Annotated in this window: 21 protein-coding genes; 16 read left to right on the top strand and 5 right to left on the bottom strand. The window is 73.6% G+C overall.

What is annotated here, in order from left to right:
- The gene (locus ACFYYF_RS05820; RefSeq protein WP_361676859.1) at nt 1-417 is read right to left on the bottom strand and encodes a helix-turn-helix domain-containing protein; all 417 of its coding nucleotides are present in this window, start codon (nt 415-417) and stop codon (nt 1-3) included.
- A gap of 129 nt (nt 418-546) precedes the next feature.
- Between ACFYYF_RS05820 and ACFYYF_RS05815 the strand changes: the two genes are divergently transcribed.
- The 3 genes from ACFYYF_RS05815 (at nt 547) to ACFYYF_RS05805 (ending at nt 3,189) form a co-directional block, all read left to right on the top strand.
- Entirely contained in the window at nt 547-1,401 is an 855-nt protein-coding gene (locus ACFYYF_RS05815) for an SDR family oxidoreductase (RefSeq protein ID WP_388771887.1), read from the top strand.
- Between the two features lie 186 nt (nt 1,402-1,587).
- On the top strand, nt 1,588-2,649 hold the full coding sequence (rarD, locus tag ACFYYF_RS05810) for an EamA family transporter RarD (RefSeq protein WP_388771885.1): 1,062 nt from the start codon (nt 1,588-1,590) through the stop codon (nt 2,647-2,649).
- 57 nt (nt 2,650-2,706) lie between these two features.
- The gene (locus ACFYYF_RS05805) at nt 2,707-3,189 is read left to right on the top strand and encodes a VOC family protein (protein ID WP_388771883.1); all 483 of its coding nucleotides are present in this window, start codon (nt 2,707-2,709) and stop codon (nt 3,187-3,189) included.
- A 56-nt stretch (nt 3,190-3,245) separates the two neighbouring features.
- Here ACFYYF_RS05805 and ACFYYF_RS05800 read toward each other — a convergent pair whose 3' ends face one another.
- The 3 genes from ACFYYF_RS05800 to ACFYYF_RS05790 are packed head-to-tail and all read right to left on the bottom strand — an operon-like array spanning nt 3,246 to nt 7,611.
- Nucleotides 3,246-5,786: a hypothetical protein gene (locus ACFYYF_RS05800; protein ID WP_388771881.1), complete on the bottom strand. Its 2,541-nt coding sequence runs from the start codon at nt 5,784-5,786 to the stop codon at nt 3,246-3,248.
- 8 nt (nt 5,787-5,794) lie between these two features.
- A complete protein-coding gene (locus ACFYYF_RS05795) occupies nt 5,795-6,562 on the bottom strand; it encodes a hypothetical protein (RefSeq protein WP_388771878.1) in 768 nt (255 codons plus the stop codon).
- Nucleotides 6,563-6,576: 14 nt separating this feature from the next.
- Nucleotides 6,577-7,611: a peptidoglycan DD-metalloendopeptidase family protein gene (locus tag ACFYYF_RS05790; RefSeq protein ID WP_388771875.1), complete on the bottom strand. Its 1,035-nt coding sequence runs from the start codon at nt 7,609-7,611 to the stop codon at nt 6,577-6,579.
- A 173-nt stretch (nt 7,612-7,784) separates the two neighbouring features.
- On the opposite strand from ACFYYF_RS05790, the gene ACFYYF_RS05785 reads away from it, so the two are divergent.
- From ACFYYF_RS05785 to ACFYYF_RS05735, 11 genes are all read left to right on the top strand, one after another.
- Nucleotides 7,785-8,414: a DUF6668 family protein gene (locus ACFYYF_RS05785; RefSeq protein ID WP_388771873.1), complete on the top strand. Its 630-nt coding sequence runs from the start codon at nt 7,785-7,787 to the stop codon at nt 8,412-8,414.
- Complete coding sequence (locus ACFYYF_RS05780; RefSeq protein WP_361676882.1) at nt 8,411-8,668, top strand: hypothetical protein; 258 nt, start codon at nt 8,411-8,413, stop codon at nt 8,666-8,668. The genes ACFYYF_RS05785 and ACFYYF_RS05780 overlap by 4 nt, the downstream gene beginning before the upstream one ends.
- A gap of 541 nt (nt 8,669-9,209) precedes the next feature.
- The gene (locus tag ACFYYF_RS05775) at nt 9,210-9,509 is read left to right on the top strand and encodes a hypothetical protein (protein ID WP_362405534.1); all 300 of its coding nucleotides are present in this window, start codon (nt 9,210-9,212) and stop codon (nt 9,507-9,509) included.
- 39 nt (nt 9,510-9,548) lie between these two features.
- On the top strand, nt 9,549-10,322 hold the full coding sequence (locus ACFYYF_RS05770; RefSeq protein ID WP_388771871.1) for a hypothetical protein: 774 nt from the start codon (nt 9,549-9,551) through the stop codon (nt 10,320-10,322).
- 1 nt (nt 10,323) lies between these two features.
- Nucleotides 10,324-11,475 carry a hypothetical protein gene (locus tag ACFYYF_RS05765; protein WP_361676891.1) on the top strand — a complete coding sequence of 384 codons (1,152 nt, stop codon included), beginning with the start codon at nt 10,324-10,326 and terminating at the stop codon, nt 11,473-11,475.
- A gap of 175 nt (nt 11,476-11,650) precedes the next feature.
- Entirely contained in the window at nt 11,651-13,144 is a 1,494-nt protein-coding gene (locus ACFYYF_RS05760) for an SCO6880 family protein (RefSeq protein WP_365495495.1), read from the top strand.
- Nucleotides 13,141-14,706 (top strand): ATP/GTP-binding protein, encoded by a 1,566-nt coding sequence (locus tag ACFYYF_RS05755; RefSeq protein WP_388771868.1) that lies wholly within the window; start codon nt 13,141-13,143, stop codon nt 14,704-14,706. Before ACFYYF_RS05760 ends, ACFYYF_RS05755 begins: the two co-directional genes overlap by 4 nt.
- Before the next feature lie 264 nt (nt 14,707-14,970).
- Complete coding sequence (locus ACFYYF_RS05750; protein ID WP_388771865.1) at nt 14,971-16,728, top strand: type IV secretory system conjugative DNA transfer family protein; 1,758 nt, start codon at nt 14,971-14,973, stop codon at nt 16,726-16,728.
- Nucleotides 16,725-17,198, top strand: coding sequence for a DUF4913 domain-containing protein (locus ACFYYF_RS05745; RefSeq protein ID WP_388771864.1), 474 nt, complete (start codon nt 16,725-16,727; stop codon nt 17,196-17,198). The genes ACFYYF_RS05750 and ACFYYF_RS05745 overlap by 4 nt, the downstream gene beginning before the upstream one ends.
- 18 nt (nt 17,199-17,216) lie before the next feature.
- On the top strand, nt 17,217-17,528 hold the full coding sequence (locus ACFYYF_RS05740; RefSeq protein WP_388771861.1) for a hypothetical protein: 312 nt from the start codon (nt 17,217-17,219) through the stop codon (nt 17,526-17,528).
- A complete protein-coding gene (locus ACFYYF_RS05735; RefSeq protein WP_388771858.1) occupies nt 17,525-18,787 on the top strand; it encodes a zeta toxin family protein in 1,263 nt (420 codons plus the stop codon). The genes ACFYYF_RS05740 and ACFYYF_RS05735 overlap by 4 nt, the downstream gene beginning before the upstream one ends.
- A gap of 59 nt (nt 18,788-18,846) precedes the next feature.
- Here ACFYYF_RS05735 and ACFYYF_RS05730 read toward each other — a convergent pair whose 3' ends face one another.
- Nucleotides 18,847-19,395 carry a hypothetical protein gene (locus tag ACFYYF_RS05730; RefSeq protein WP_388771856.1) on the bottom strand — a complete coding sequence of 183 codons (549 nt, stop codon included), beginning with the start codon at nt 19,393-19,395 and terminating at the stop codon, nt 18,847-18,849.
- A gap of 46 nt (nt 19,396-19,441) precedes the next feature.
- Here ACFYYF_RS05730 and ACFYYF_RS05725 point away from each other — a divergent pair, with 46 nt between their 5' ends.
- Together ACFYYF_RS05725 and ACFYYF_RS05720 are read left to right on the top strand one after the other, a co-directional pair.
- Nucleotides 19,442-22,174 carry a hypothetical protein gene (locus ACFYYF_RS05725; protein WP_388771854.1) on the top strand — a complete coding sequence of 911 codons (2,733 nt, stop codon included), beginning with the start codon at nt 19,442-19,444 and terminating at the stop codon, nt 22,172-22,174.
- Nucleotides 22,175-22,596: 422 nt separating this feature from the next.
- Nucleotides 22,597-23,181: an NAD(P)H-dependent oxidoreductase gene (locus tag ACFYYF_RS05720; RefSeq protein WP_365493899.1), complete on the top strand. Its 585-nt coding sequence runs from the start codon at nt 22,597-22,599 to the stop codon at nt 23,179-23,181.
- Nucleotides 23,182-23,185 lie beyond the last annotated feature (4 nt).

Raw genomic sequence — 23,185 nt, 5'->3', positions numbered from 1 at the left:
CTACGAAGCCCGGGGCCCGCGTCCCCGGGCTTCGTCGTACGCGCCGCGGGCCCGCTCGACGTCGGCCATGCGCTCACTGGTCCACAGCGCCAGCGACCGCACCTGCTCGGCGGCCTCGCGGCCCAGCTCGGTCAGCGAGTAGTCGACGCGCGGCGGGATGACCGGCTTGGCGTCGCGGTGCACGAGCCCGTCGCGCTCCAGGGTCTGGAGGGTCTGGGTGAGCATCTTCTCGCTGACGCCCTTCCCGACCCTGCCGATCGCCCGGCGCAGCTCGCTGAAGCGGTACGAACGCTCCAGCAGCTCGATCAGGACGAGGACACCCCAACGGCTGGTGACATGTTCCAGGACCAGGCGGTAGGGGCACATCGCCTCGTCGGCGTCGTACCCGTCCGCTGCCTTCACGCTGCTTACGGCCATGCCAACACCTTACTCACAAGTGGGTACCTTACCCAGAGGTAGGCACCTTACTTCAAGGTGGGTACTTTCCAACAGTTAGTGCAGCTCCTAGGGTGAGTGACATCCGCACCCCACAAGGAGATGTACGTCATGAGCATCGTCGTCACCGGAGCCACCGGACACCTCGGCCGTCACGTGATCGAGCAGCTGCTGGAGAAGGTCCCCGCCGAGCAGATCACCGCCGTCGTGCGGAACGAGTCCAAGGCCGCCGACCTCGCGGCCCGCGGCGTACGGCTCGCGGTCGCCGACTACAACACCCCGGAGACCTTCGACGGCCTGTTCGCCGCGGGCGACAAGGTGCTGCTGATCTCGGGCAACGAGTTCGACAAGGGCCGCGTCGCACAGCACCGGGTCGTCATCGACGCGGCCGGGGCGGCCGGCGTCTCGCTGCTCGCCTACACCAGCGCCCCCGGCAGCCTGACGGCCGCGCTGGCCGACGACCACCGCGCCACCGAGGACGTCCTGCTCGCCTCCGGAGTGCCCTACACCCTGCTGCGCAACGGCTGGTACCACGAGAACTACACCGAGAACCTCGCCCCGGTGCTCGCGCACGAGGCCGTCGTCCAGGCCGCGGGCGAGGGCCGGATCGCCCCCGCCGCGCGCGCCGACTACGCGGCCGCCGCGGTCGCGGTGCTGACCGGAGAAGGCCACGAGAACAAGACGTACGAGCTGAGCGGCGACGAGGCGTGGGGCTTCGCCGAGTACGCCGCCGAGCTGAGCCGGCAGACCGGCAAGGAGATCGTCTACAACTCCGTCTCCCCCGAGACCTTCGCCTCCATCCTGACCGGCGCCGGACTGCCCGAGGCCCTCGCCGGGATCCTCGCGGGCGTCGACGTCTCCATCGAGAAGGGCGAGCTCGCCGTCACCACCGGCGACCTGTCCCGGCTCACGGGCCGCCCGACCACGCCGATCGCCGAGGCCGTCGCGGCGGCGCTGAAGGGCTGACGCCCCGGAGGCGCCGGGCGCCCGTTCCGCGCACCTCGCCTGTCATGACCGTATGGCGATACGAGCATGACAGGCGAGGTGCGCGGCGCTACCTTCTTGCATGGTGCACGGAAGTTCCCCGACCACGGGGGAGCGCCGGGGCGCCGGACGCGAACGACGTCCGAGAACGTGGAGAAGGAGACGCCGGTGGCCGGGAAGTCGAGAGGCGAACAGCACATAGGTCTGCTGAACGGCTTCGCGGCGTACGGAATGTGGGGGCTCGTCCCTCTCTTCTGGCCGCTGCTGAAGCCCGCCGGAGCCGTCGAGATCCTCGCCCACCGGATGGTGTGGTCCCTCGGGGTGGTCGGGGTCCTGCTGCTGGTGATGCGGCGCTGGGCCTGGGCGGGCGAGCTGCTGCGGCAGCCGCGCAAGCTCGCGCTGATCACGGTCGCGGCGGCGGTCATCACCGTCAACTGGGGCGTCTACATCTGGTCGGTCAACTCCGGGCACGTGGTCGAGGCCTCACTCGGCTACTTCATCAATCCCCTGGTCACCATCGCGATGGGCGTGCTGCTCCTCAAGGAACGGCTGCGGCCGGTGCAGTGGGCCGCCGTGTCCGTCGGCGCGGCGGCCGTCCTCGTGCTGACGATCGGCTACGGCCGGCCGCCGTGGATCTCCCTGTGTCTCGCCTTCTCCTTCGCCACGTACGGCCTGGTGAAGAAGAAGGTCAACCTCGGCGGCCTCGAATCGCTGGCCGCCGAGAGCGCGATCCAGTTCCTGCCGGCGCTGGCGTTCCTGCTGTGGCTGGGCTCGCGGGGCGACGCGTCCTTCACCGCGCAGGGGCCGGGGCACGCCGCGCTGCTGGCGGCCACCGGTGTGGTCACCGCGATCCCCCTGATCTGCTTCGGCGCCGCCGCGATCCGCGTGCCGCTGTCCACTCTGGGCCTGCTCCAGTACATGGCGCCCGTGTTCCAGTTCCTCCTCGGCGTCTTCTACTTCCACGAGGCCATGCCGGCCGAGCGGTGGGCCGGGTTCGCGCTGGTGTGGCTCGCGCTGTCGCTCCTGACGTTCGACGCGCTGCGTTCGGCGCGGCGGGGGGCACGGGCCCTGCGGGAATCGGCCCGCACTGCGGAGGCGGGTGTGGTGGAGGCGGCCGAGGCGGAGGCGGGCGCGCCTGTCGCGCGGGTCGGAGACGCCGTGGGACCGTCCGCCGAGGTCGGGGAACGTCCCGGCTCGTACGACGGGGTCGGCTCGGCCCGCACGACCTGAAGCCGGTCCGGCGAGTGACCTTGCCCGGGTGGCCGGACAGCCACTATGAGTGGCTTCATGACGTCGAATCCCGTGCCAGCGCCCGCAGCCGCACCCGTCCACTGGAAACTCGTCATCGACTCCGCCGATCCGCACGCCCAGGCCGACTTCTGGTCCGCCGCGCTCGGTTACCCGGTCGAGGACAACAGCGCCTTCATCGAACAGTTGCTGACCATCGGCGCCCTGCCCGCCGACGCCACCGTCGACTTCCACGGCCGCCCGGCCTTCCGGGACCTGATCGCCGTACGGCACCCCGAGGACCCGTACGACAAGGAACGCGGCACCGGCCTCGGGCGGCGACTGCTCTTCCAGCGGGTTCCCGAGCCCAAGACGCAGAAGAACCGTCTCCACCTGGACCTGCACCCCGGCGAGGGACGCCGCGCCGACGAGGTCGAGCGTCTGAGGTCGCTGGGGGCCGGCGTCCTGCGCGAGGTGAAGGAACCCGCGGGCGAGTGGGTCGTGATGACGGACCCCGAGGGGAACGAGTTCTGCGTCCACTGAGCCGGTGGCCTGATCGGCCGGACGACCCGGCTGGGCGGGCTCAGGCCTCCCGGATCCTACTCGCCGTGGGCCCGGGGCCTCTGGGCGTACGGGTTGTCCGCGGCGAGGCGGGCGCGTTCCGCCAGGCGGATCATGCGGGTGCGGGCCGATTCCAGCTGTTCCAGGTCGTCGGCGGCAGGACCCTCGTCGGCCGCCAGCTCGGTCCACAGTCCGATCAGGTCCCGTCCGAGGTGCAGACCCTGGAGCGGATCGCGGACGGCGCGCCACGCGGCGGCCGCGCTCTGGACGTTGCCGTAGGCCGCCCCCGCGTCCCGGTGACCCCGGCGGACCCTCGCGAGATCCAGCGACAGATGGAACGACCTGAGCGCGTCACCGGCCAAGTAGGCGATGTACGCGGTCAGCTCGCGCAGCTTCAGCACCTCGGGGTGCTCCTGGCCCAGCGACTGCGCCGCCTCCGCGACGGCACGCTCCGCCATGCCCGCGGCGGCCTCGATACGGCCCATCTTCACGGCCTCGTTGATCCGCGCGACGGGCTCAGCGAGGAACGCCGACGCGGCGTCCCGTTCCGGGGCCTGGCCCTGAGGACTCGGCGCCAGCACCGCCTCCGCCACGGCGTCGAAGCCGCGGGCGGGAGTGGGCTTCGGGTCCGGTTCCGGCTCCGGGCCCAGCAGCGACAGGGCCTCCGCCGCCGAGGCGGGCTTCCGCGCCGGGGCGGCCGTCTTGCCGGGCTCGGGGGCGCGCTCCGGCCGGGGGGCCGGCTCCGTCACCGGGGCCGGGCCGAACTCGCCCGTCGGGGCGACCACCGCGGCCGACTCCGGCACCGCCCTCAGGACACGCGTCGACGCGGCCCCGGGCAGCGGCCTCGGTTCCGGCACCGCCCGCAGGACGAAGGTGGACGGCGTGGGAGTGCCGGGCTCGGCGGGCTCGGCCGCGGGCACCGGAGCGGAGCCCTCGGCGGAAGCGGGGCCCTCGGCCGGGGCGACGGCACCGCGGTGGGCGACAGCACCGCCGTGTGCCGGGCCCGCCTCCGCACCGGCGTCCCGGTCGGATTCCGCCGGGACGGCCGGCTCGGCCGTCGCCGCGGGAGCGGTGGCGGGCACGGATGCCGCCGGTGCCTGCGGCACGGACCGGGCCTGCGGCGGCAGCACGAACTCGGCGGTGACCGCCGGCTCCGGCCTGCGCACCGGCGCGGGCTGCGCCTCCGGCGCGAACTCCTGACGCACCGACGGCTCAGGCACGGACTGCGGCACGAACTCCGCCGTCACCGCCGGCTCCGGCCCGCGCACCGGCGCAGGTGCGGGCTGCGGCTGCGGCTGCGGCTGCGGCTGCGGCACGAAGTCCGGGTGGGCCTGTGACTCGGGCGCGGGCGGTGCCGTGGGCGGGTACTCGGACGTGGGCGCGGGCGCCGGTTCGGGCGTCGTCGCCGGGGTCTGCGGTGTCCCGCTCTCCGATCCCGGGACCGGTCGCGCATCCGGTTCCGGCACCGCGCGCAGCATGTACGTCGCCTTGTCCCGGCGCGGAGCGGCCGGAGCCTCGGCGGGGACGGGCGGCAGCGGAGGCACCGGCGCCTCGGGGCGGGGGGCCGGCGCCTGCGCCATCCCCCGAACCGGAGCCGGGGGCATTGCCCGGTCCGGAGCGGGGGGCATTGCCTGGACCGGCGGCTGCGGGACGTCGCCGCCCGGATGCCGCGGGTGCTCGTGGGCGGGGGCCTGCCAGTGCTCCTCGTCCGCGAAGTGCGGACGCTCCTGCACGGGCGCCTGCGGCCGCTGCTCCGGAGCCTGCGGCTGCGGCCGGTACTCCGAGACCGGCGGCTGCGGGTACTGCCCCTGGTCCGAAGACTGCTGACCCTGCCCCGACGCCGACGACTGCGGCCGCTGCTCCGGGGCCTGCGGCTGCGGGCGGTACTCCGAAACCGGCGGCTGCGGGTACTGCCCCTGAGCCGAAGACTGCTGCCCCTGCCCCGAAGCCGGCGCCTGCTGACGCTGCTCCGGGGCCTGCGGCTGCGGGCGGTACTCCGAAACCGGCGGCTGCGCGTGCTGCCCCCGGGCCGGGGACTGCCGGCCCTGCTCCGCAACCGGCTGCTGAGGACGCTGCCCCGAAGCCGGCGACTGCGGGCCCAGCTCCTGGGCCGGAGGCCGTCGGCGTTGGGGCTGGGTCGGGAGCGGTGCGGCCGGGGGTGCCACGCGGACCGGTTCCGACGTGTAGCGGCTGGAACCGTCGACATTGACCTGGAGCGGTACGACGAAGCCGATGCGTTCGTCGTGGATGCTGGCCAGGACCGGGTGGCCCGTGGCGAGGGCGAGGCGGTGGAGGTAGTTCAGGATCGCGCCCTGGACCGTCTCGCCGGGCGCGGCCACGACCGGCATCCCGCCGACCGTGGCACAGCCCTGCGTCCCCGCGGCACCCGGCACACCCGGCGTACCGGGCACGCCTGGGAGACCCGGCGTACCGGGGACACCCGGCGCCACGCCTGCGTCGGCGGACGCCGGGACGTGCACCTCGATCGGCGTCATCCCCGCGGCAGGCTGCCCCCCGGCACCGGCCGCCGAGCGCTGCCGCTTGAGTTCCCGCTTCTGTTCGCGGCTGAGTCGAGACATCGGTTCCCTCACGAAGGGGTGGTCGAGGACGGGTTCGAGGACATCATCGGGGCCGAGGACGACGTCGGCGTCGCGGGTGAGGCCCCGGGCTCGGAGGTTGACGGCGGCGGAGGCGGGTCCGCCGCCTCCACGCTCGTCACGTCGGCGACGCGCCACGGACGGCCGCCACTCGCCCGGGTGAGCTTGAGGTAGACGTTCGCGCGCGGCCCCGTACCGGTCCAGCCGTCGCGGCCGTGCGCCGTGCCGTCCACGAAGAGGGCGCGGTAGGCCAGGACGGTCGTGTCGGCGGGACCGTCGGCGTCGTCGTCCGGGGTCACGTCCACGCTGGTCCAAGCCCGGTGACCGGCCCAGGTGTTCCACTCGGCGCCCGCCCCGCTAGCGGGGTGGTACGACCGCTCGGCAGCGGCCTTGGCCGGGGTGAACCAGCGGGCGGAACGCAGCACGGCGTCGTGGGGACCGTAGTCGTACTTCGTGTCATAGCCGTACGCCACCTCCGCCCACGCCTCCGATACTTCCGTCGCGTCCGTCCCGTCGACAGCCGACGGGCTCGGCACGTGTGCGTCCGTGCCCAGCGGCCTGCCCGGCGGGAGGGACGCCTTCGGTGCCACGGACGGCACCGCGGAGGGCGACGAACCCGGCGCGCCCACCTCATCACGATGGTCCCGCAGGCCACAGCCCGTCAACGCCAGGATCCCGGCCATGGACACGACCGTCAGCGCGGCGAAGGTCCCGCGCGCCCCGGTGCGGACCGCTGTTCCCGTCCGTGTCGTCCTCATCCTCGCCTCCCTCCTCACTTCAGGCCCAGCCAGGGTGCCGGATCCACGTACGTACCGTTCTGCTGGACCTCGAAGTGCGCGTGCGGCCCCGTCGAGAGACCGGTGGAACCCACCTCGCCGACCTTCTGGCCGACCTGGACGTGCTGGCCGACGTGCACGGCGATGCTGCGCATGTGGTTGTAGGTCGTCGAGATGCGGTCGCCGTCGATGGTTCCGTGCGAGATGACCACGCGGTTGCCGTACCCGTTGCCCCAGCCCGCGAAGGTCACCGTGCCGTCCCGGGCCGCCTTGAACGGCGTACCCAGCGGCGCCGCGAAGTCGATGCCGGTGTGCAGCTTGTAGACGTGCTTGATCGGGTGCATGCGCATGCCGTACGGAGAGGTGATCCGCGGATTGCCGGAGAGCGGCATCGCCATCTGCTGACCGTCGGGGATCCTGCCCGGCGGATCGTCCACCGACTCGTACTTGGGTATCAGGGACTTGATGCGGGCGACGTAGTCACGGGTCTCGGTGTACGGCGGCATGCCGTGGTACTGGTGCACCGCGCCGGGTCCCGCGTTGTACGCCGCCAGTGCGAGGTCGAGGGTCTCGCCGCTCGCCTCGCCGCGGTTCTTGTACCCCTCGACCGTCCTGGCGAGGGCGCAGTCGTAACGGCCCTGCGCCATGATCGCGTCACCGGGATCGAACGGCGAGGCCCGGCCGTTGCCGTCGTCGTCCTTGCCCCAGCTCGGCCAGGTCCCCGGCATGAACTGCGACAGCCCCTCGGCGCCCACGGGGGAACGGGCGTTGGGGTTCCAGCCCGACTCGGCCTCGATCTGCGCGGCGATGACCGCGGGCTTGATGACGTCGCACATGGCGCCCGCCTTGAGCACCCACGGAACGTAACTCGCGGGCACGGCACCGTCCTTCAGTCCTCCGCCCCCGCCCGACCCCGGGTCCTCCTCGCTCGATGCCCCGCTCACCGCGACCATCATGACCATCGGCATGATCACGGCGGCCAGGCAGCCGCCGACCACCCAGGTCATGGTGGATCCGCCCCCGTTGGACATCGGCCCCCCTCAGCCTCATGTTCCGGTCGTGTACATGCTGTCGAGTCTCTCGGTTCCCACCCGATTCCCGCGTCACCGCGGCGTCACAGACTCGTCCCAGGAACTCACGCCCCGTTACCCAACTCGCCCGGGCGCCGGGAGGATCGGTGCACCGACGAGGAGAGAGAGCACCCATGCAGGGGATCGAGGGGGTGGCGATGCGGGTCGACGAGGGGCAGGCCGCGCGCGGGAGCGAAGGAGCGCCGCCGCGCGGGAACGAGGGCACGGTGCCGTACGGGAACGAGCCACACGGCCTGGGCGGGCCCGAGATATGGATACGCGGGGCGGCCGGGGAACCGGAGCAGTCGCCGCAGCGGTACGAGGAGGAACAGCAACTCGCTGCACGGGCGAGGCAGTTCTCCTGGATCGCCACCCACGGCGGCGCCGGGTCCTCCACGCTCGCCACCGTCTTCGGCGGCCACGACGCCGGGCGCGACTGGCCCCGGCCGGACCGGGGCGAGCCGGCCTCGGTCCTGCTCGTCGGCCGTACGCACGCGGCGGGACTCGACGCCGTGTCGCACACGCTCGACATCTTCCGCCGGGGAGACGCGCCGCCGGGACTCGATCTCGACGCCATCGTCCTGGTCGCGGACGCGCCCGGCCGGCTGCCGCGCCCGCTCACCCAGCGCATCAAGGTGATCAACTCGGTCATCGACGTCTACCGGGTGCCCTGGATGCCCGCCTGGCGCACCGGCGACCTCACCGGGCCGCTGCCGCGCGAGGCCGCCTCCCTGGCCCGCCTGACGGGAAGGACCGCGCCGTGACCGCCCTGCACACCCTCGCCGCCGCCCCGCTGGCCGTGGACGGGAGGGTCACCGGCCAGCTCGACTACGTCCTCGGCATCATCGCCTGGCTCGTCACCGCCGCCGGCGTGGCGGGCCTGATGATGGTGGGCTCCCGGATGGCCCTGGCCGTCAAGTCCGGGGAGTTCGAGGAGCACTTGAGCCAGTTCCTGATGGTGCTGGGCGCCTGCGTCATCGGCGCCACGGCGGGCCCGATCGTCGGCTTCGTACTCTGACCCGCCACCGCCCACGGACACAGCCGGCCGACCGTCCGCCCACGCGACACAGCCGGCCGCCCGCGGGACGCCGAGGACCACCCACCGGGACACGGCCGGCCGACCGCGGAACCCCACCGGGACACGGCCGACCGTCCCACGGACGCCGCCGGACCGCCCAGCGGGACACGGCCGGCCGTCCACCGGACGCCGCCTTCCGTCCGCCCGCCGTCAGGAATCCCCCGAGGCACCATCGCATCTGATGGTGCCTCAGTTCTTTTCCGCGGCCCCCACCTCGTCTTTCATGACGGTCTCTTCCCGTCTGTCACGGACACGTCACCGACAGGTGCTGGTCTCCTACATCGCTGGCCCCGGCCCACAGGAGTCGCCAAGCTCACTGTGCACCGGGAAGCACGGGGCGTCCCACGGATCTTCATCGCCCCCAAGTACCGCTCGCAGCAAGCACGTACCGCTCGCACCGAGCAAGTGCCGCTCAGACCCGGCGAGTTCCGCATCCGTCCCGGACGGACGCGCGGGCAGCCGGCCACATCGGGGAGAAACCATGTTCAAGGCGATAGCAGCCCAGGCCCACCAGTACGTCTACCTGGCGGACGGCAAGATCCCCAACCCGAACCGCGACGCGCCCGGCGCGCTGACTGGCAAGGTCGACACCGTCCTCGGCATCCTCGCCTGGGCCGGCACCGCGGCCGGCGTCGCGGGTGTGCTCATCACCGGCGCCATGATGGCGATCTCCATGCGCCGCGGCGAGGGCTCGGAGCACATGGGCCGGCTCGGCATGGTGCTCGGCGGCTGTGTCCTGGTGGCCACCGCGGGCCCCGTCGTCACGTTCGTCTTCGCCTGACCGACGCTCCGTCAGAGCCCGAGCGAAGGGAGCGCAACCATGCTGAACTCCGTCCGGCCCCAAGGGGGCAGCGGCGAGTGGGAACAGCCGTTCTGGCAGCAGCGGAGCTGGGTCCTGTCGGCCGGGTTCCTGCTGGTGCTGCTCGTGCTCGCCGTCTTCACGATGCTCGGCGCAGACAACGGGACACCGGCGGACGCGTCGGGCGGCGGCAAGCCCGCACCGTCCGCCGACCCGGACCGGGACGGCGGCGGCGACCGTCCGGGCGCCCGTCCCGCCGGCTGCCGCACCGACGACGGCGACCAGGCCAAGCCCACCCGGGCCCCGAAGGACTTCACGTGGAAGGCCGACGGGACGGGACTGGTGCCGGTCTCGAGGACGGCGGGCCCGCTCACGTTCGACGGACCGGTCTGGTCCTGCTTCGCCCACACGCCGATGGGCTCCGTCATGGCCGCCCACGCCATCACCGACCACCTGAGCTACCCGGGCTGGCGGAAGGTCGTCGACCGGCAGGTCGTCCCCGGCGGCGGACGCGACGCACTCGTCGCGAGCCGCACCGCGGCGGGCGACAAGCCGACCTCGGGCGAGACCGACGGGGGTGGCTACGCGGGCTTCACCGTCCTGTCGTACGACAAGGAGAAGTCGACCGTGATGTTCGTCGTCCGGGTCCCCGGCAAGAACGCCTACGGCACCGCTTCGGTGACGCTGCGCTGGCTGGACGGCGACTGGAAACTCGCGCCCGACGCCGACGGGACCGTCTATTCCGGCATGTCGCAGATCAGCGGCACCAAGGGCTTCGTCACCTGGGAGGTGTGAGATGTCGTGTTCCTGGCGGGTGTACGACTGCGTGATCGACGAAGTCGGGACGCAGCTCACCGACAGTGCCGTGGTGGCCTTCGCCAAGGCGATCGGCGACGCGACCGCGGCCGTGCTCAAGGCGCTCAACGGTGTGTGGATGAACGTCGACGTGGGAGACGCCTCCGGGCCCGTCGCCAAGATCGACGCGGAGGTCGACTGGCTCGTCGGCTACGTGGCGGTGGCCTCGCTGCTGATCGCGGCGATCCACATGGCGCTGGAGCGCAAGGGCCAGCCCATGAAACAGGCGTTCATGGGGATGTGGAAGGTCATCCTCGTCGGCGCGGTCGCCGTCCCGGTGGTCCAGGCGCTCACCAGGGCCTCCGACCTGTACGCGCAGGAGGTGTACGCGAAGTCCGACCTCGGCGACCAGGCGTCGACGATGCTCGGGGTGCTGACCCTCGACCAGCCGGGTCTCATCCTCATCTTCGGCCTGCTGGTGATGCTGTCGAGCTTCGTGCAGATCTGTCTGATGTACATCCGCATCGGCGTCATGATCATGCTGGTCGGCACCCTGCCGCTGGCCGCGGTCTCCTCGATGACCGGGTGGGGCGAGGGCTGGTGGAAGAAGCACGTCGGCTGGCTCGCGGCCTGGCTGCTCTACAAACCGGCGGCCGCGCTCATCATCTACTCGGCCACGTCGATGACCAAGGACACCAAGAACCTCGACCAGACCATCGCCGGTCTGGGCATGCTGATCATGGCGGTGTTCGCCCTGCCCGCCCTGCTCAAGCTGATCGTTCCGGCGACGGCGGCCCTGGGCGGCACCTCGGGCGGCACGGTCACGCTGAACGCGGTCAACAACGTCGCCACCGGCGCCGTCAGCATCGCCGCAGGCGGTGCCGGCGGAGGCGGCGGTGGCGGGGGCGCCGCCGGTCCGCAGGGCTCGCCCTCGGCGGGCGCCGGAGCCCCGGCGAGCGGCGGCGCGGGTGCGGCGGGCGGAGCCGGGGGCGCCGCTGCGGCGGGCGGCGCGGCCGCGGCGGGCGCGGCCACGGGCGGCGCGACCCTCGCCGTACAGGCCGCGGCGGTCGCCGTGCAGACCGGTGTCGCGGCGGCCAGTGAGGTGGCCAACTCCCTGAACGACAACGACGGGATGAAGGGCCACAACCACTAGCGGCCACGAGACCGAGGAGCCACGGCGCTCAGCGAGTTCCGGGGCGGTGCGCGAGCCGCCGCCACCGGGCCGGCCACCGCCCCGGAACTCGGCCCCGGAACTCCGCCCCCGAACTCCGTCCCCGAACTCCGCCCCAGACACGTATCCAGCGCTTCGAGCCGGAAGAAGGAACCCCATGTCCACCGACGCCATGACGCGTCCCACGTACGGGAACTGGCGCAGGCCCCGCCGTCCCGGACTCGGTCCGCTGGGTCTGCTCGGCACCGTCGTCGCCTTCGGCGGACTGCTGGTGGCGCTGCTGGCTTCGCTGGTCTCGCTGGCCGCCGCGATCGTCGTCCTCGTACCGGTCGGGCTGTTCCTCGCCCCGCTGGCGCTGCGCACGGTCGACGGCCGCAACGTCTACCAGGTCCTCGCCATCCGCGTCGGCTGGGCGCGGCGCAGGTCGGCCGGCTCGCACACCTACCTGTCCGGGCCGCTGTCCAAGCGTCCCGGCGGCCGCTACCAGCCGCCCGGACTGCTCGCGCGCACCCGGATGTACGAGGGCCGCGACGCCTACAACCGTTCCTTCGGCGTGCTGCACCACCCGGGCCGCGGCCTGTACACGGTGGTGCTGGCCTGTGAACCGGACGGCGGCTCGCTCGTCGACCCGTCCCAGGTCGACATCTGGGTGGCCTCCTGGGGCGACTGGCTCGCCCGGCTGTCCCACGAACCGGGCCTGCGCGGCGCCCAGGTGGTCGTGGAGACCGCCCCGGACACCGGGACCCGGCTCGCGGCCGAGGTGCTCCCCCGGATCTCCCCGGACGCGCCGGCCGCCGCGCGCGCCGTGATGGAGGAGGTCGTCGAGCGCTATCCGTCGGCGTCCTCCGAGATGCACACGTACATCGCCCTGACCTACGGCCCGACGGGCGGCCCCAAGCGCGGCACGGACGACATCGTCACCGACCTGTCGATGCGGCTGCCCGGACTGCTGTCCGGACTCGTCGCGGCGGGCGGCGGCAGCGCCTACCCGCTGCCGGCCGACCGGCTCGCCGAGATCGTCCGGGTGGCGTACGACCCCGCCATCGCCCCCGATGTCCTCAGCGCCCGCGCCGAGCACGCCACGACGGGTGTGGAGTGGGGCGACGCGGGCCCGGCCGCGGCCGTGGAGACCGTCACCTCGTACAAGCACGACTCGGGTGTCTCGCGCACCTGGATGCTGACGCTCGCGCCCCGCGGCACCGTCCGTTCCAGCGTGCTGCGCGGGCTCCTCGAACCGGCCCCGGGCACCCGGCGCAAGCGGGTCTCCCTGATCTACCGGCCCATCGACCCCGCCACCTCGGCCCGCATCGTCGAGTCCGACCGGCGCACCGCGCACTTCATGGCGGGCTCCAAGCGCGGTCTCGTCCAGGCGCGGGCCAGTTCGGAGATGCAGGCCGCCGAGCAGACCGCGGCCGAGGAGGCGGCGGGCGCGGGGCTCGTCGAGTTCTCGCTGATGGTGACGGTCACGGTGGACGACGAGGAGCAGTTGCAGGACGCGGGGATCACCGTGCGCAACCTCCAGGCCTCGTCCCGCATCCTGATGCGCCCCGCCGACCGTATGCAGGCCGCCGCCTTCACCTGCACGCTGCCGGTCGGCCTGCTCCCGTGGGAGCACACCCTCGTTCCGTACCAGATCAGGGAGGCACTGTGAGCAGGCAGCCGGCACCGGGGACCCGAGCGGTCCCGCCGGGTCCCGTCACCGCGCCGCCGCGCGGCTGGTACGGCCCCGCGGGCGGCCAGGTCGGGCACGTCGACCCGCCCGCGCTGTGGCGCGCGACGACCGTGCAGGCGTGCGGACTGTGGCCGTTCGCGGCCGGCTCCGGCGCGCCGATGACCGGGGTCCCGCTCGGGCAGCATCTGCACACCGGGGCGACCGTGTGCGGCGACCCCATCTCCTGGTTCACCCGGGCCCGTTACATCTCCAACCCCTCGCTCTTCATGCTGGGCATGCCGGGCCTCGGCAAGTCGACCCTGGTCAACCGCATGCTGATCGGCATGTCCGCGACGGGCATCACGCCCCTGGTCCTCGGCGACCTGAAGCCCGACTACGCCGACACCGTGCGGGCGCTCGGCGGCCAGGTGATCTCCATCGGGCGCGGGGTCGGCGGCATCAACGTCCTCGACCCGGGCGCGATGGGCGAGGCGGCGGCCCGGATCGGCGGCGAGCGCGGCCGGATCCTGGCCGCGGAGGCGCACGGCCGGGTCCTGAACATGGTCGCGGCGCTGATCACCATCGTGCGCGGGCGTCCGATGGACGACCACGAGCAGTCGGTGCTGTCCGCCTGTCTGCACCATCTCGCGGAGCGTACGAAGCCGGGGCGGGCGCCGCTCCTGCCGGATCTGCTGAAGGTGCTGGACGAGGGTCCCGACCGGGTCCGCGCGGTGACGCTGGACCGCGGCAACGTGGCCCGCTACCAGGAGGCCGTGGACCCCCTGCACCGCTCGCTGCTCGGTGTGCTCGACGGCCCGCTCGGCGACACCTTCGCCAACGAGACCTCGACCCGGATCGACCCGGCGTCGCCCGCCGTGTGCGTGGACATCTCCCGCATCGGCGAGGCGGACACCCAGCTCACGGCCGCGGCGATGCTGGCCGCCTGGTCCGACGGGCTCGGCACGGTGGCCGCCGCGCACGCCCTCGCGGACGCCGGACTCGCCCCGCAGCGCTGGTTCTTCACCGTTCTCGACGAGCTGTGGCGCCCGCTGCGGGCCGCCTCCGGCATCGTGGAACGGATCGACGCGCTGACCCGGCTGAACCGCTCGCTCGGCCTCGGCGACGCGAAGATCACCCACACGCTCAAGGACGCCGAGGCCCTCGGCAGCGAGGCCGACCGCGCGAAGGCGCGGGGGTTCGTGGAACGGGCGGGCATGGTCGTCTGCGCCGGGCTGCCGCGCTCGGAGATGCGGGAACTGGGCGAGATCGTCGGCATGTCCGAGCGCGAGATCGAGCTCGTGTCCTCGTGGTCGTCCCCGCCGGGCTGGGCGAGCACCGGCGGCAACGAGGAGCCGCCCGGCCGCGGACGCTTCCTCATCAAGGTGGGCGGCCGCCCCGGCATCCCGATCAAGGTCTCCATCACCGACACGGAACGGGCCCTGCACAACACGAACACCCGCTGGACAGAGGCGGGCAGACCGTCCCTGCACAAGGGTCCCGGCCCACATTCCAGCCCGTCCGGGGTTGGACGGAGGGGAGATTCCAGCCCGTCCGGCGCTTGAGGACCCGCGCGGAGCGCGGAGGGGGGCGGGCGCAGGGGCCACGCCCCCAGGACGGGACGGAAATTCCAGCCCGTCCGGCGCTTGAGGACCCGCGCGGAGCGCGGAGAGGGGTGCAGGGGCCACGCCCCCAGGACGGGACGGAAATTCCAGCCCGTCCGGCGCTTGAGGACCCGCGCGGAGCGCGGAGGGGGGTCCGGGGGCCAGGCCCCCGGGACGGGACGGGTAGGGGCGGCGGGGGCGAGAACCATCGACGGGGGAGCAGAGATGAGCAGCACACGCAGGACGGGACCCGGAGCCGGGGAGGACCTCCTCCCCTGGATCGTGCCGGGCGCCGCGTTCCTCATCGGCACGACGTTCCTGGCCGCCTGGCTGGGCGGAACCCTGGGCGCGGCGGCGACCGGCGCCGGCTGGCACCCACCACCGTTCACCCTGTCCACCCTCTCCACCCTGGTGAGGCAGGGCCCCGGCCCCCTGTGGCCGACCACCTCCCCGACCGCGCTCACCGCCGGCATCGCCACCGTCCTCGGGACCGTCGTGGCGGCGATCACGGCCCTGATCACGCTCGTACGACGCCGGGTCACCGCACCCACCGGCCTGGCCGGCCGCAAGGAACTGGCCGCCCTCCTGCCCAAGGGCGCCGCCCGGCGCGCCCGCGAACTCCGGCCGGCCCTGGCCAAGCTCGGCAAGATCACCCCGGACGACACCGGGAACCTGATCGGCAACCTCGAACCCCGCGGTCCGGAACTCCGCTCCAGCCACGAGGACGTCGAGCTCGACCTGATGGCACCCCGCGCGGGCAAGTCCACCGGCATCGCGGTCCCGCGCGTCCTGCGGGCCCGCGGCAGCGTGCTGCTGACGTCGAACAAGGCGGACGTGTACAGCGTGACGCGGGCGGAACGCGAACGGCTGGGCCGGGTCTGGACGTTCGACCCCCAGGGCATCGCCCACACCCCCCGCGGCCTGTGGTGGGACATGCTCGCCGAAGCGGCCACGATCGAGGGCGCCCGCCGGCTGGCCGGACACTTCGTCGGCGCGGTCAACGACGACGCCTCCCGCCGCGACTTCTGGATCTCGGCCGCCCAGAACACCCTCACCGCCCTCTTCCACGCGGCCCACCGCGGCGGACGGCCGATCGGCGAGGTCCTCGCCTGGCTGGCCGACCCGGCCGACCGCACTCCGGTCGACCTGCTGCGCGACGCCGGGATGACGGCCCTCGCCGACCAGTTGCAGGGCACGGTGCAGGGCGCGGTGGAGACCCGGGACGGCATCTACGAGACCAGCCGCCAGTGCGTGGCCTGCCTGCTCGACCCCGCGATCGCCGCGTGGGTGACCCCGGACCCCGCGCTGCCGCAGTTCCTCCCCGACCGCCATGTGCTGTCCCCCGACACGCTCTACCTGCTCTCCAAGGACGGCGGCGGCTCGGCGGCCGGGGTCGTCGCCGCGGCCGCCGACTCCGTGCTGCGCGCGGGAGTCGTCGCCGCGGAGCGGATGGGCGGACGCCTCGAACCGCCGATGACGGCGGTCCTCGACGAGGCGGCGAACGTCTGCCGGATCTCCGATCTCCCCGACCTGTACTCGCACTTCGGCTCACGCGGCATCAACATCGTGACCCTGCTGCAGAGTTACCGGCAGGGCGCACGGGTCTGGGGCGAGACGGGCATGGACGCGCTCTGGTCGGCCGCGACCATCAAACTGCTCGGCGCGGGACTGGACGACGCCGACTTCGTGGAGAAGATCTCCCGGCTCGTCGGCGACCACGACGTCTCGACGGTCAGCTGGTCCAAGGGCAGGGACGGACGCTCCCGGTCGACGTCGTACCGCCTGGAACGCATCCTGCCCGCCGACCGCATCCGCGCCCTGCCCAAGGGCACCGCCCTGCTCCTGGCCACCGGCATCCGGCCCGCCCTGGTCCGGCTCCGCCCCTGGTACGCCGAGCCGGGCGCCGACCGCATCGCGACGGCGGCCCAGGCCGAGGTGAAGGCCATCACCGCCCGCGCGGCCGAAAGGATCACCTACCGATGACATCCGAGGCCTTCCCGACCACGACCGAAGCAGCCGGACAACAGGCGGCCGAGGCACCCCCGTTCATCCTCTTCCTCGACGGTTCCGAGTACGCCGAGGAGATGAGCCGACTGGCCGTCTGGGTCGGCGACCTGCTCCTTCCCGTCTACGGCCGCGAGGTCACCTCGCAGCAGCCCTGGTGCCCCCGCTGGTGGGAACACCCGGAGGCGGTCGCCCGGCTCCACGGACTGTGGCTGGCCTGGCAGGAGCACACCGACCCGGCGGCGGGCGCCTCGGGCCCGGCCGTCTGGCACCGGGACCACCTCGGCGCCGTACTGTCCGAACTGCGTTCTCCCAGCGGCCCGTTCGCGGGCTGCAAGGGCGGCAGCCACCGCCCGAAGACGCCACCCGCGGTCGAGTCGTACGAGGACGCGGTCGCCGCGTCGGCACACCGGCCCGACCCGGATCCGTACGAGACCAGTCTCTGGTAAGCGAGGAATACTCCGCCCATGAACGACACCCCCGCACCCGACGCGTCCGCGGCCGACGCGGCTCCTTCCCTGCGCGCCTATCTGGGCCTCTACGCCGCCGGATTCGTGGAACGCGAGCAGATGATCGCGACCGTGGCCGGCTGGCCCTTCCAGCCCGAGGAGGGCCTGGACGAGGGACATCCCGAGCCGACCCACCAGGACAACACGCTGTCCGTGCTCGCCGCGGCACGGCTGCTCGGGCAGGTGACCCGCGAGGACGTGGAGGAGATCCAGCGCAGGATCGACGGCCGGCCGGACGGTCCGGCCGACGGGACCGAGCGTCGGCCATGACCACGGGCGAGCGGCCGGAGGCGGGACTCAGACCCGAATACCGCGCGCTGTACCGGGAGTTGCAGACCCGGATGTCACCGGGCGGCGATCTCGCGCCGGGCGGCGCGGACACGTTCGCCCGGTTCCGGCGCGGCGCGCTGTGGACGCCGGAACGCGAGCGGATGCACTCCGCGATCCTGGAGGAGTTCGCCGGGCGCTGCGCCGGCCTGCCCCGCGACGGCCATGCCGCCCTGCTCACCGCCGGGGCGCCCGGCGCCGGGAAAGGCGGCGCACTGCGCGGACTCGGCGAGTGGCAGGGGCGCGACGACGCACTGGGGCACGCGCTGCGGCGGGTCCACGGCATCGACATACGCGACTACGTGGTCCTGGACCCGGACCAGTTCAAGGTGGCGATCTTCGAGCACGGCGGATCGCCCCGTCTGGCGCCCTCCGCACGCGTGCTGTCCGACGGGCGGCCGGTCGCGCCGTCCGAGACGGCCTCGCTCACCCACCGCGAATCGGCCTTCCTCCAGGAGGTCTTCGAGCAGTGGGCACGCTCCGAGGGCTACAACCTCCTCTACGACGCGACGCTGCGCGACCAGCGCTGGAACGAGAAGCTTCTCGGCGATCTGCGCGCCGACGGCTACGACCGGCGCGTCCTGCTGTCGGTCGAGGTCCCCCTCGAACAGTGCCTCGCCCAGAACGCCGGCCGCTGGCAGCGCGGCCGCACCGAGTTCGACGCGGGCCGCGACCCGTACGGCGGTCGGATGGCCCCCGAGGTCATGATCGAGGACCTGTACGCGCGGAGCACGTCGGGGCGCGGGTTCTCCGTCGGCCGCGAGAACGCGGAGAAGCTGGTCGAGAGCGGGCTGGCCACCGGGCTGATCACCTCGGAGCGGGGGGTGTTCCCCGCCGGACGGGGAACGGAGCCGGGCCTGGCGTCGGGGCTGGGCACCTCGACCGGTGGGGCACCGGGGCTGGGCACCTCGGCCGGTGGGGCATCCCGGGTATCGGGGGCGGGTGTCCCGGCCGGTGCGGTGTCCGGGGCAGGTGCGTCGGACGGTGGAGTGTCGGGGGTGAGTGGCCCGGCCGGGGCGGTGTCCGGGGCGGGGGCCTCCATCGGCGATGCCACGATTCGGGTCGCCACCGCGGCCCGTCTGCGGTCCGGTGGCGGAAATGCCTCACCGGCGGCCGGGCGGATGCCGGGTGCGGCGGGCGGCGCCTCGCCGGCCGTCGCGGCCGTCCCGCGTCCGGCTCCTCGGCCGCCCCGGGCGCCGTGAGCACCGGGGGCGCCGGGAGCGCCGGGAGCGCTGGGAGCGCCGTGAATGCCGGGCAGGGCCTACGGCCGGCTTACGGGGTCGATGCTCTCCAGGATGCGGCGCTTGCGGGCGATGTTCTCGAGGAGTGCGGCCCGTCCGAAGCGGTGCGGGGCACTGTCGTACACCTCGCGGCCGCGCTCCGAGGTGAACAGTTCCTCGGGGACGCTGTCGAGCCCCTGCGGAAGGAACTTGAGGACCTCCTCGACCGCCGCGAGCGCGAACGCGGAGCCCTCACGCTGTCCGTGCCGCTCGGCGGGCGGAGTGTGCAGCAGCCGCAGTCCCGTGTCCGTGGCCACCTGGTCGCTCACCCACAGGAACTCCCCCGGGTCGATGATCCGCGAGGGCTCCCGCCCGCCGAACGCCGGTGGTGCGGGCGGGAGTTCGTCGGCGAGCCGGAACGCGAAGGAACGGGCGCGGCCGCACTGGGGGCAGACGCCCTCGTACACCGCGACCAGGGCACCGTCCCGCTCGTCGAGACGGTGCTCGCGCTCGAAGCTCTCCGCCCCGCACGCGCAGGCGTGCAGGTCCATGTAGAGGTGTGCTTCCTGCGTCGAACGGGCGATCAGCATGCCGAGATCTTACGTGCCACGAGGCCGTTCAAGGGGGAAAGTGCCAGTGGAGCAGGAACCGCTCGACCACGGGAACGACGGCCGTTCCGACCGGGCGGAGGCCCGGAGCGACGCCCGGGAGAGCGTCCAGGGGGACGGCCGGCCGGACGTGCGGCCGGACGTCCGGCCGGAGGCCCAGGGGGAGACTCGTCCCGCCGCCGGTGCGGGGCCGCGCGCGGAGCCCGTCGTCATCACCGCGACCGACGTCGCGGGCAGCCGTTTCGTCTCGGGCACCGGCGCCGCGCCTGATCCCGGACGCCAGGCCGCCGTCGTCGCGCAGGCGGAGAGCACCCTGCCGATGGTGGTGCAGAGCCTGTACGCGCAGCGGCTGACCTCCGTCGAGCTGCGGTCCGGCGCCGCCGGCGACCGCTTCTTCGCGCTCACCGACGACCGGGGCCGGGGCCTCACCCTGCGGCTGGACGCGATACCGCTCCCCTCCGGCACCGTCGCGCGGACCCACGTGAACACCACCTCGGACCAGCACGTCGTCCAGCTCTCCGACCGGATGGACCCGCGTCAGGTGGGCCGGGCGCTGAGCCACGAGGTCGGCGAACTGCTCGCGGTGCGCGACCGGGCGACCCGTGCCGCCGCCGGTGACCCCGAGGTCGCGGGCGTCGCTCCGAACCGCCAGGACCTGCTGGCCCGCGGCGGGCTCGGCGGCGCGGACCGGCGCCTGAGCCTGACCGAGGAGGACCTCGGCCGGGTCGGCGAACTCAACCACCTGGCCGCCCGCATGTACGACGTCACCCCCGACGCCACCCAACGCGCCGAATCCCGGGGTGAGTTATCGGCGCTCATCGACCATGTCGGGCTGCGGCCGCAGGCCCCCGCCGACTCCGACCGCCATGTCCCGGAGCTCCTGGCCGCCGACATCCGCCGTGATGTCATCGACCCGCACCTCACCCCGATGACGGCCGACGCCCTGCGCGAACTCGCCGTCCCCGTCGAGCGGTTGGGCGCCGCCGACGCCGCCGAACTGCGGGAGTTCCGGTCGCGGGCCGAGCACGCGCGGCCCCTGGGGGCCACCTTCGACGCGCCTCCCCTGCCGGGGCTCCGGCCCGACGGCTCCCCCGTCCCGCGCGAGGAGCTCGCCGGAGCGGCGGCCCAGGCGGCCGACCGGCGCACCCGGGACGGTGCCGCCACCCTGGACCAGCTCCGCGCGGAGACCGCCGCGACCGGTGAATGGCCCACCCGCCAGGTCGTCATCGGCGGTGGTGCCAGCCTCGTCGGACGCGACCCGCAGGCCCTGCTCGTCGACGCCCGCGGCCGCTGGCACCTGGACCCCGGCCAGGGCATCGTCCAGTCCCCCGACCAGACCAGGGACATGCGGGCCAGCGGGATGGGGGACGCCCACCAGTTCGCCGACCCGACCTCGCGGGTGCCGCGCGACGCCGTGCGCCTGTGGGAGGACCAGCTCGCCGTGCGCGGACCGGTCGTCGACGGCACCGCGGCCCTGGTCCCGGGCCAGGACGGTCACCTCTACGCGCACATCCGGCCCGGCGACGGCTCGCCGGACGTCTACGTGAAGGTCGAGGGCACGCCCACCGTGGCCACCGGGCTGCCGCCGGAGATGGTGCCGGGCGTCGACCGCCGGGACGCGGTGAACCTGCCGGAAGCCCTCGACGCCGTACGCGGGCAGCTGCCCGCCGGCTCACCCGCGCAGGCCGCGCTGACCGGGGAGGTCTCTGCGGAGCGGGCGCTCCAGGTGCTGCGGGACGAAGGCGTGCTGGACGGGCTGCGCTCCGGGGGCGGGGCGCGGGCCGCTCTCCAGACGCTCGACGCGACCGCCCGGTGGGAGCGGGCGCGGGCCGCCGCGCCCGGACGCGTCTTCATCGGGGACGAGATCGCCGAGGGCCGTTTCGACGCGCGGGCCGCGGGTGCGGAGGGGGCCCCGAAGACGTGGCTCGTCGCGGGCGCCGGCGGCACGGGGGTGGCCAACGCCGAGATCATCCTGGAGGCCGACCCCGAGGCGCGAGTCACCATCTACGGACCGAACCTTCCTCCGGCGCTGGAGAACCAGGTGCAGTTCACCGCGCTGCGGGAGCGGTTCGTCCGCGAGTACGGCGGGGACGGGCGCCTCACCATCGACATCCATCCCGACAATCGGGTCGGTGCCGTGCAGATGCACCTCGGGGCCGACGGGAGGCCGCGGTTCCGCGAGGGGCGTGTGGAGGCGGACGCGTATGTGGCGAGCCTCGGGCGGACCGCGCCGATGCCGGAGGCCCTTCGGGAGCTGAGTGAGCTGACGCGGGCCGGGGGTGGGCAGGTGAGGGGGGATCTGATGTTCGACCGGGACCGGCAGTACCTCGGGTACGGCGTCACGTTCGAATCCGGGGGGAGGCGGCATCGGGTCGAGGTGACCGGGGCGGCGTCGCAGTTGCTGCCCCGTGATGTGTTCCCCCGGGAGACCCAGGCCGCCTTGACGGCCATGGCGGTCCGCCAGGTGCCGTCCCAGAGCGGCAACGCGGCTCCGGGGTTCGCTCCCGTGGCCGAGCAGGCGGCTCGGCTGGCGGAGGCGCGGGCGGGGGGCGGGGTCGAGCGGCATGCCTCGGTGCCGGAGAGCTGGCGCAGGCCGGCGGTGGCGGGCGCGACGGCCTCCGGCGGGCCCGCGAACCCCGTGTCGAACGCGGCCCGCCTCCAGTCCGGCCGGCGTGCCGGCGCGCCGGGCGGAGCCGTTCCCGGCGCGGCGGCACCGGGGCCGGTCCCTCGGGTGCAACGGCCACCGCGGCCCGGGCGGTGACGACCGGTCCGGTGGGTGGATCGGGGCCGCGCCGGTGCATCAGGCCGCCGCTGTCGGGCAGAGAAGTGACCGTTAGTGGCGACGGCCATCGATGTACCGGCACGTCCCCTTCCGCCGGATCCCGGCTGCGGGTGCAGGATCCAGCCCCTCCGGCGATTGAGGAGCGGGGCCTGGGGCGGAGCCCCAGGGGGTCACTTCTCGGGTGCCGCGCAGGATTTCAGCCCCGGCCAGCAAAAGTTCAGCCCCTCCGGCGATTGAGGAGCGGGGTCTGGGGCGGAGCCCCAGGGTGGGACGGGTAGGGGCGGAGGGGGCGAGGCAACCTGGGGTGAGGTGATCTGCGGGGCCGGTCGGGGTGGACGGTAGATGCGTATGCATATATTGTTCACGCAAGTGATAGAGGCCGACGCATCTCAGGGGGAACCATGACCCGCCGATTCCTGTTCGTGCTCGGCAGCAGCCGCCCGAACGGCAACACCGAGACCCTGGCCCGCAGGGCAGCCGAACAACTCCCCGCAGACACAGAGCACCACTGGCTCTCCCTGGCAGCCCACCCCCTCCCCGACTTCACAGACCTCCGCCGGGACGGCGACCACGTACGCCCGCCCGCCTCGGGCACGGAGGGCACCCTCCTGGACGCCACCCTCGCCGCCACCGACATCGTCATCGCCTCCCCCCTGTACTGGTACTCGGTGTCCGGCCTGACCAAGCGCTACCTGGACTACTGGTCCGGCTGGCTGCGCACACCCGGCGTCGACTTCAAGGCCACCCTGGCCGGCCGCACCCTGTGGGGCGTCACCGCACTCGCCCACGAGGAGCCGGAGGTCGCCGACCCGCTGATCGGCACGCTGAACCACACGGCGGCGTACATGAAGATGCGCTTCGGCGGCGTCCTGCTCGGCAACGGCAGCCGCCCCGGCGACGTCCTGAACGACACGGCGGCGCTGACCCGCGCGAAGACCTTCTTCGCCCAGGAGGCACCGCTCGCGCGCTTCTCCTACGAGCAGTGAGGCG

The sequence above is a fragment of the Streptomyces sp. NPDC001914 genome, from assembly GCF_042891215.1.
Classification (GTDB): Bacteria; Actinomycetota; Actinomycetes; order Streptomycetales; family Streptomycetaceae; genus Streptomyces.
This window is presented reverse-complemented; position numbering and strand designations above follow the sequence as displayed.

What these genes read in the sequence shown, in the direction of transcription:
- ACFYYF_RS05820 (WP_361676859.1), bottom strand. Translation starts at nt 417, where the DNA reads ATGGCCGTAAGCAGCGTGAAGGCAGCGGACGGGTACGACGCCGACGAG.
- ACFYYF_RS05815 (WP_388771887.1), top strand. Translation starts at nt 547, where the DNA reads ATGAGCATCGTCGTCACCGGAGCCACCGGACACCTCGGCCGTCACGTG.
- ACFYYF_RS05805 (WP_388771883.1), top strand. Translation starts at nt 2,707, where the DNA reads ATGACGTCGAATCCCGTGCCAGCGCCCGCAGCCGCACCCGTCCACTGG.
- ACFYYF_RS05800 (WP_388771881.1), bottom strand. Translation starts at nt 5,786, where the DNA reads ATGTCTCGACTCAGCCGCGAACAGAAGCGGGAACTCAAGCGGCAGCGC.
- ACFYYF_RS05795 (WP_388771878.1), bottom strand. Translation starts at nt 6,562, where the DNA reads ATGAGGACGACACGGACGGGAACAGCGGTCCGCACCGGGGCGCGCGGG.
- ACFYYF_RS05790 (WP_388771875.1), bottom strand. Translation starts at nt 7,611, where the DNA reads ATGTCCAACGGGGGCGGATCCACCATGACCTGGGTGGTCGGCGGCTGC.
- ACFYYF_RS05785 (WP_388771873.1), top strand. Translation starts at nt 7,785, where the DNA reads ATGCAGGGGATCGAGGGGGTGGCGATGCGGGTCGACGAGGGGCAGGCC.
- ACFYYF_RS05775 (WP_362405534.1), top strand. Translation starts at nt 9,210, where the DNA reads ATGTTCAAGGCGATAGCAGCCCAGGCCCACCAGTACGTCTACCTGGCG.
- ACFYYF_RS05770 (WP_388771871.1), top strand. Translation starts at nt 9,549, where the DNA reads ATGCTGAACTCCGTCCGGCCCCAAGGGGGCAGCGGCGAGTGGGAACAG.
- ACFYYF_RS05765 (WP_361676891.1), top strand. Translation starts at nt 10,324, where the DNA reads ATGTCGTGTTCCTGGCGGGTGTACGACTGCGTGATCGACGAAGTCGGG.
- ACFYYF_RS05760 (WP_365495495.1), top strand. Translation starts at nt 11,651, where the DNA reads ATGTCCACCGACGCCATGACGCGTCCCACGTACGGGAACTGGCGCAGG.
- ACFYYF_RS05750 (WP_388771865.1), top strand. Translation starts at nt 14,971, where the DNA reads ATGAGCAGCACACGCAGGACGGGACCCGGAGCCGGGGAGGACCTCCTC.
- ACFYYF_RS05745 (WP_388771864.1), top strand. Translation starts at nt 16,725, where the DNA reads ATGACATCCGAGGCCTTCCCGACCACGACCGAAGCAGCCGGACAACAG.
- ACFYYF_RS05740 (WP_388771861.1), top strand. Translation starts at nt 17,217, where the DNA reads ATGAACGACACCCCCGCACCCGACGCGTCCGCGGCCGACGCGGCTCCT.
- ACFYYF_RS05735 (WP_388771858.1), top strand. Translation starts at nt 17,525, where the DNA reads ATGACCACGGGCGAGCGGCCGGAGGCGGGACTCAGACCCGAATACCGC.
- ACFYYF_RS05730 (WP_388771856.1), bottom strand. Translation starts at nt 19,395, where the DNA reads ATGCTGATCGCCCGTTCGACGCAGGAAGCACACCTCTACATGGACCTG.
- ACFYYF_RS05720 (WP_365493899.1), top strand. Translation starts at nt 22,597, where the DNA reads ATGACCCGCCGATTCCTGTTCGTGCTCGGCAGCAGCCGCCCGAACGGC.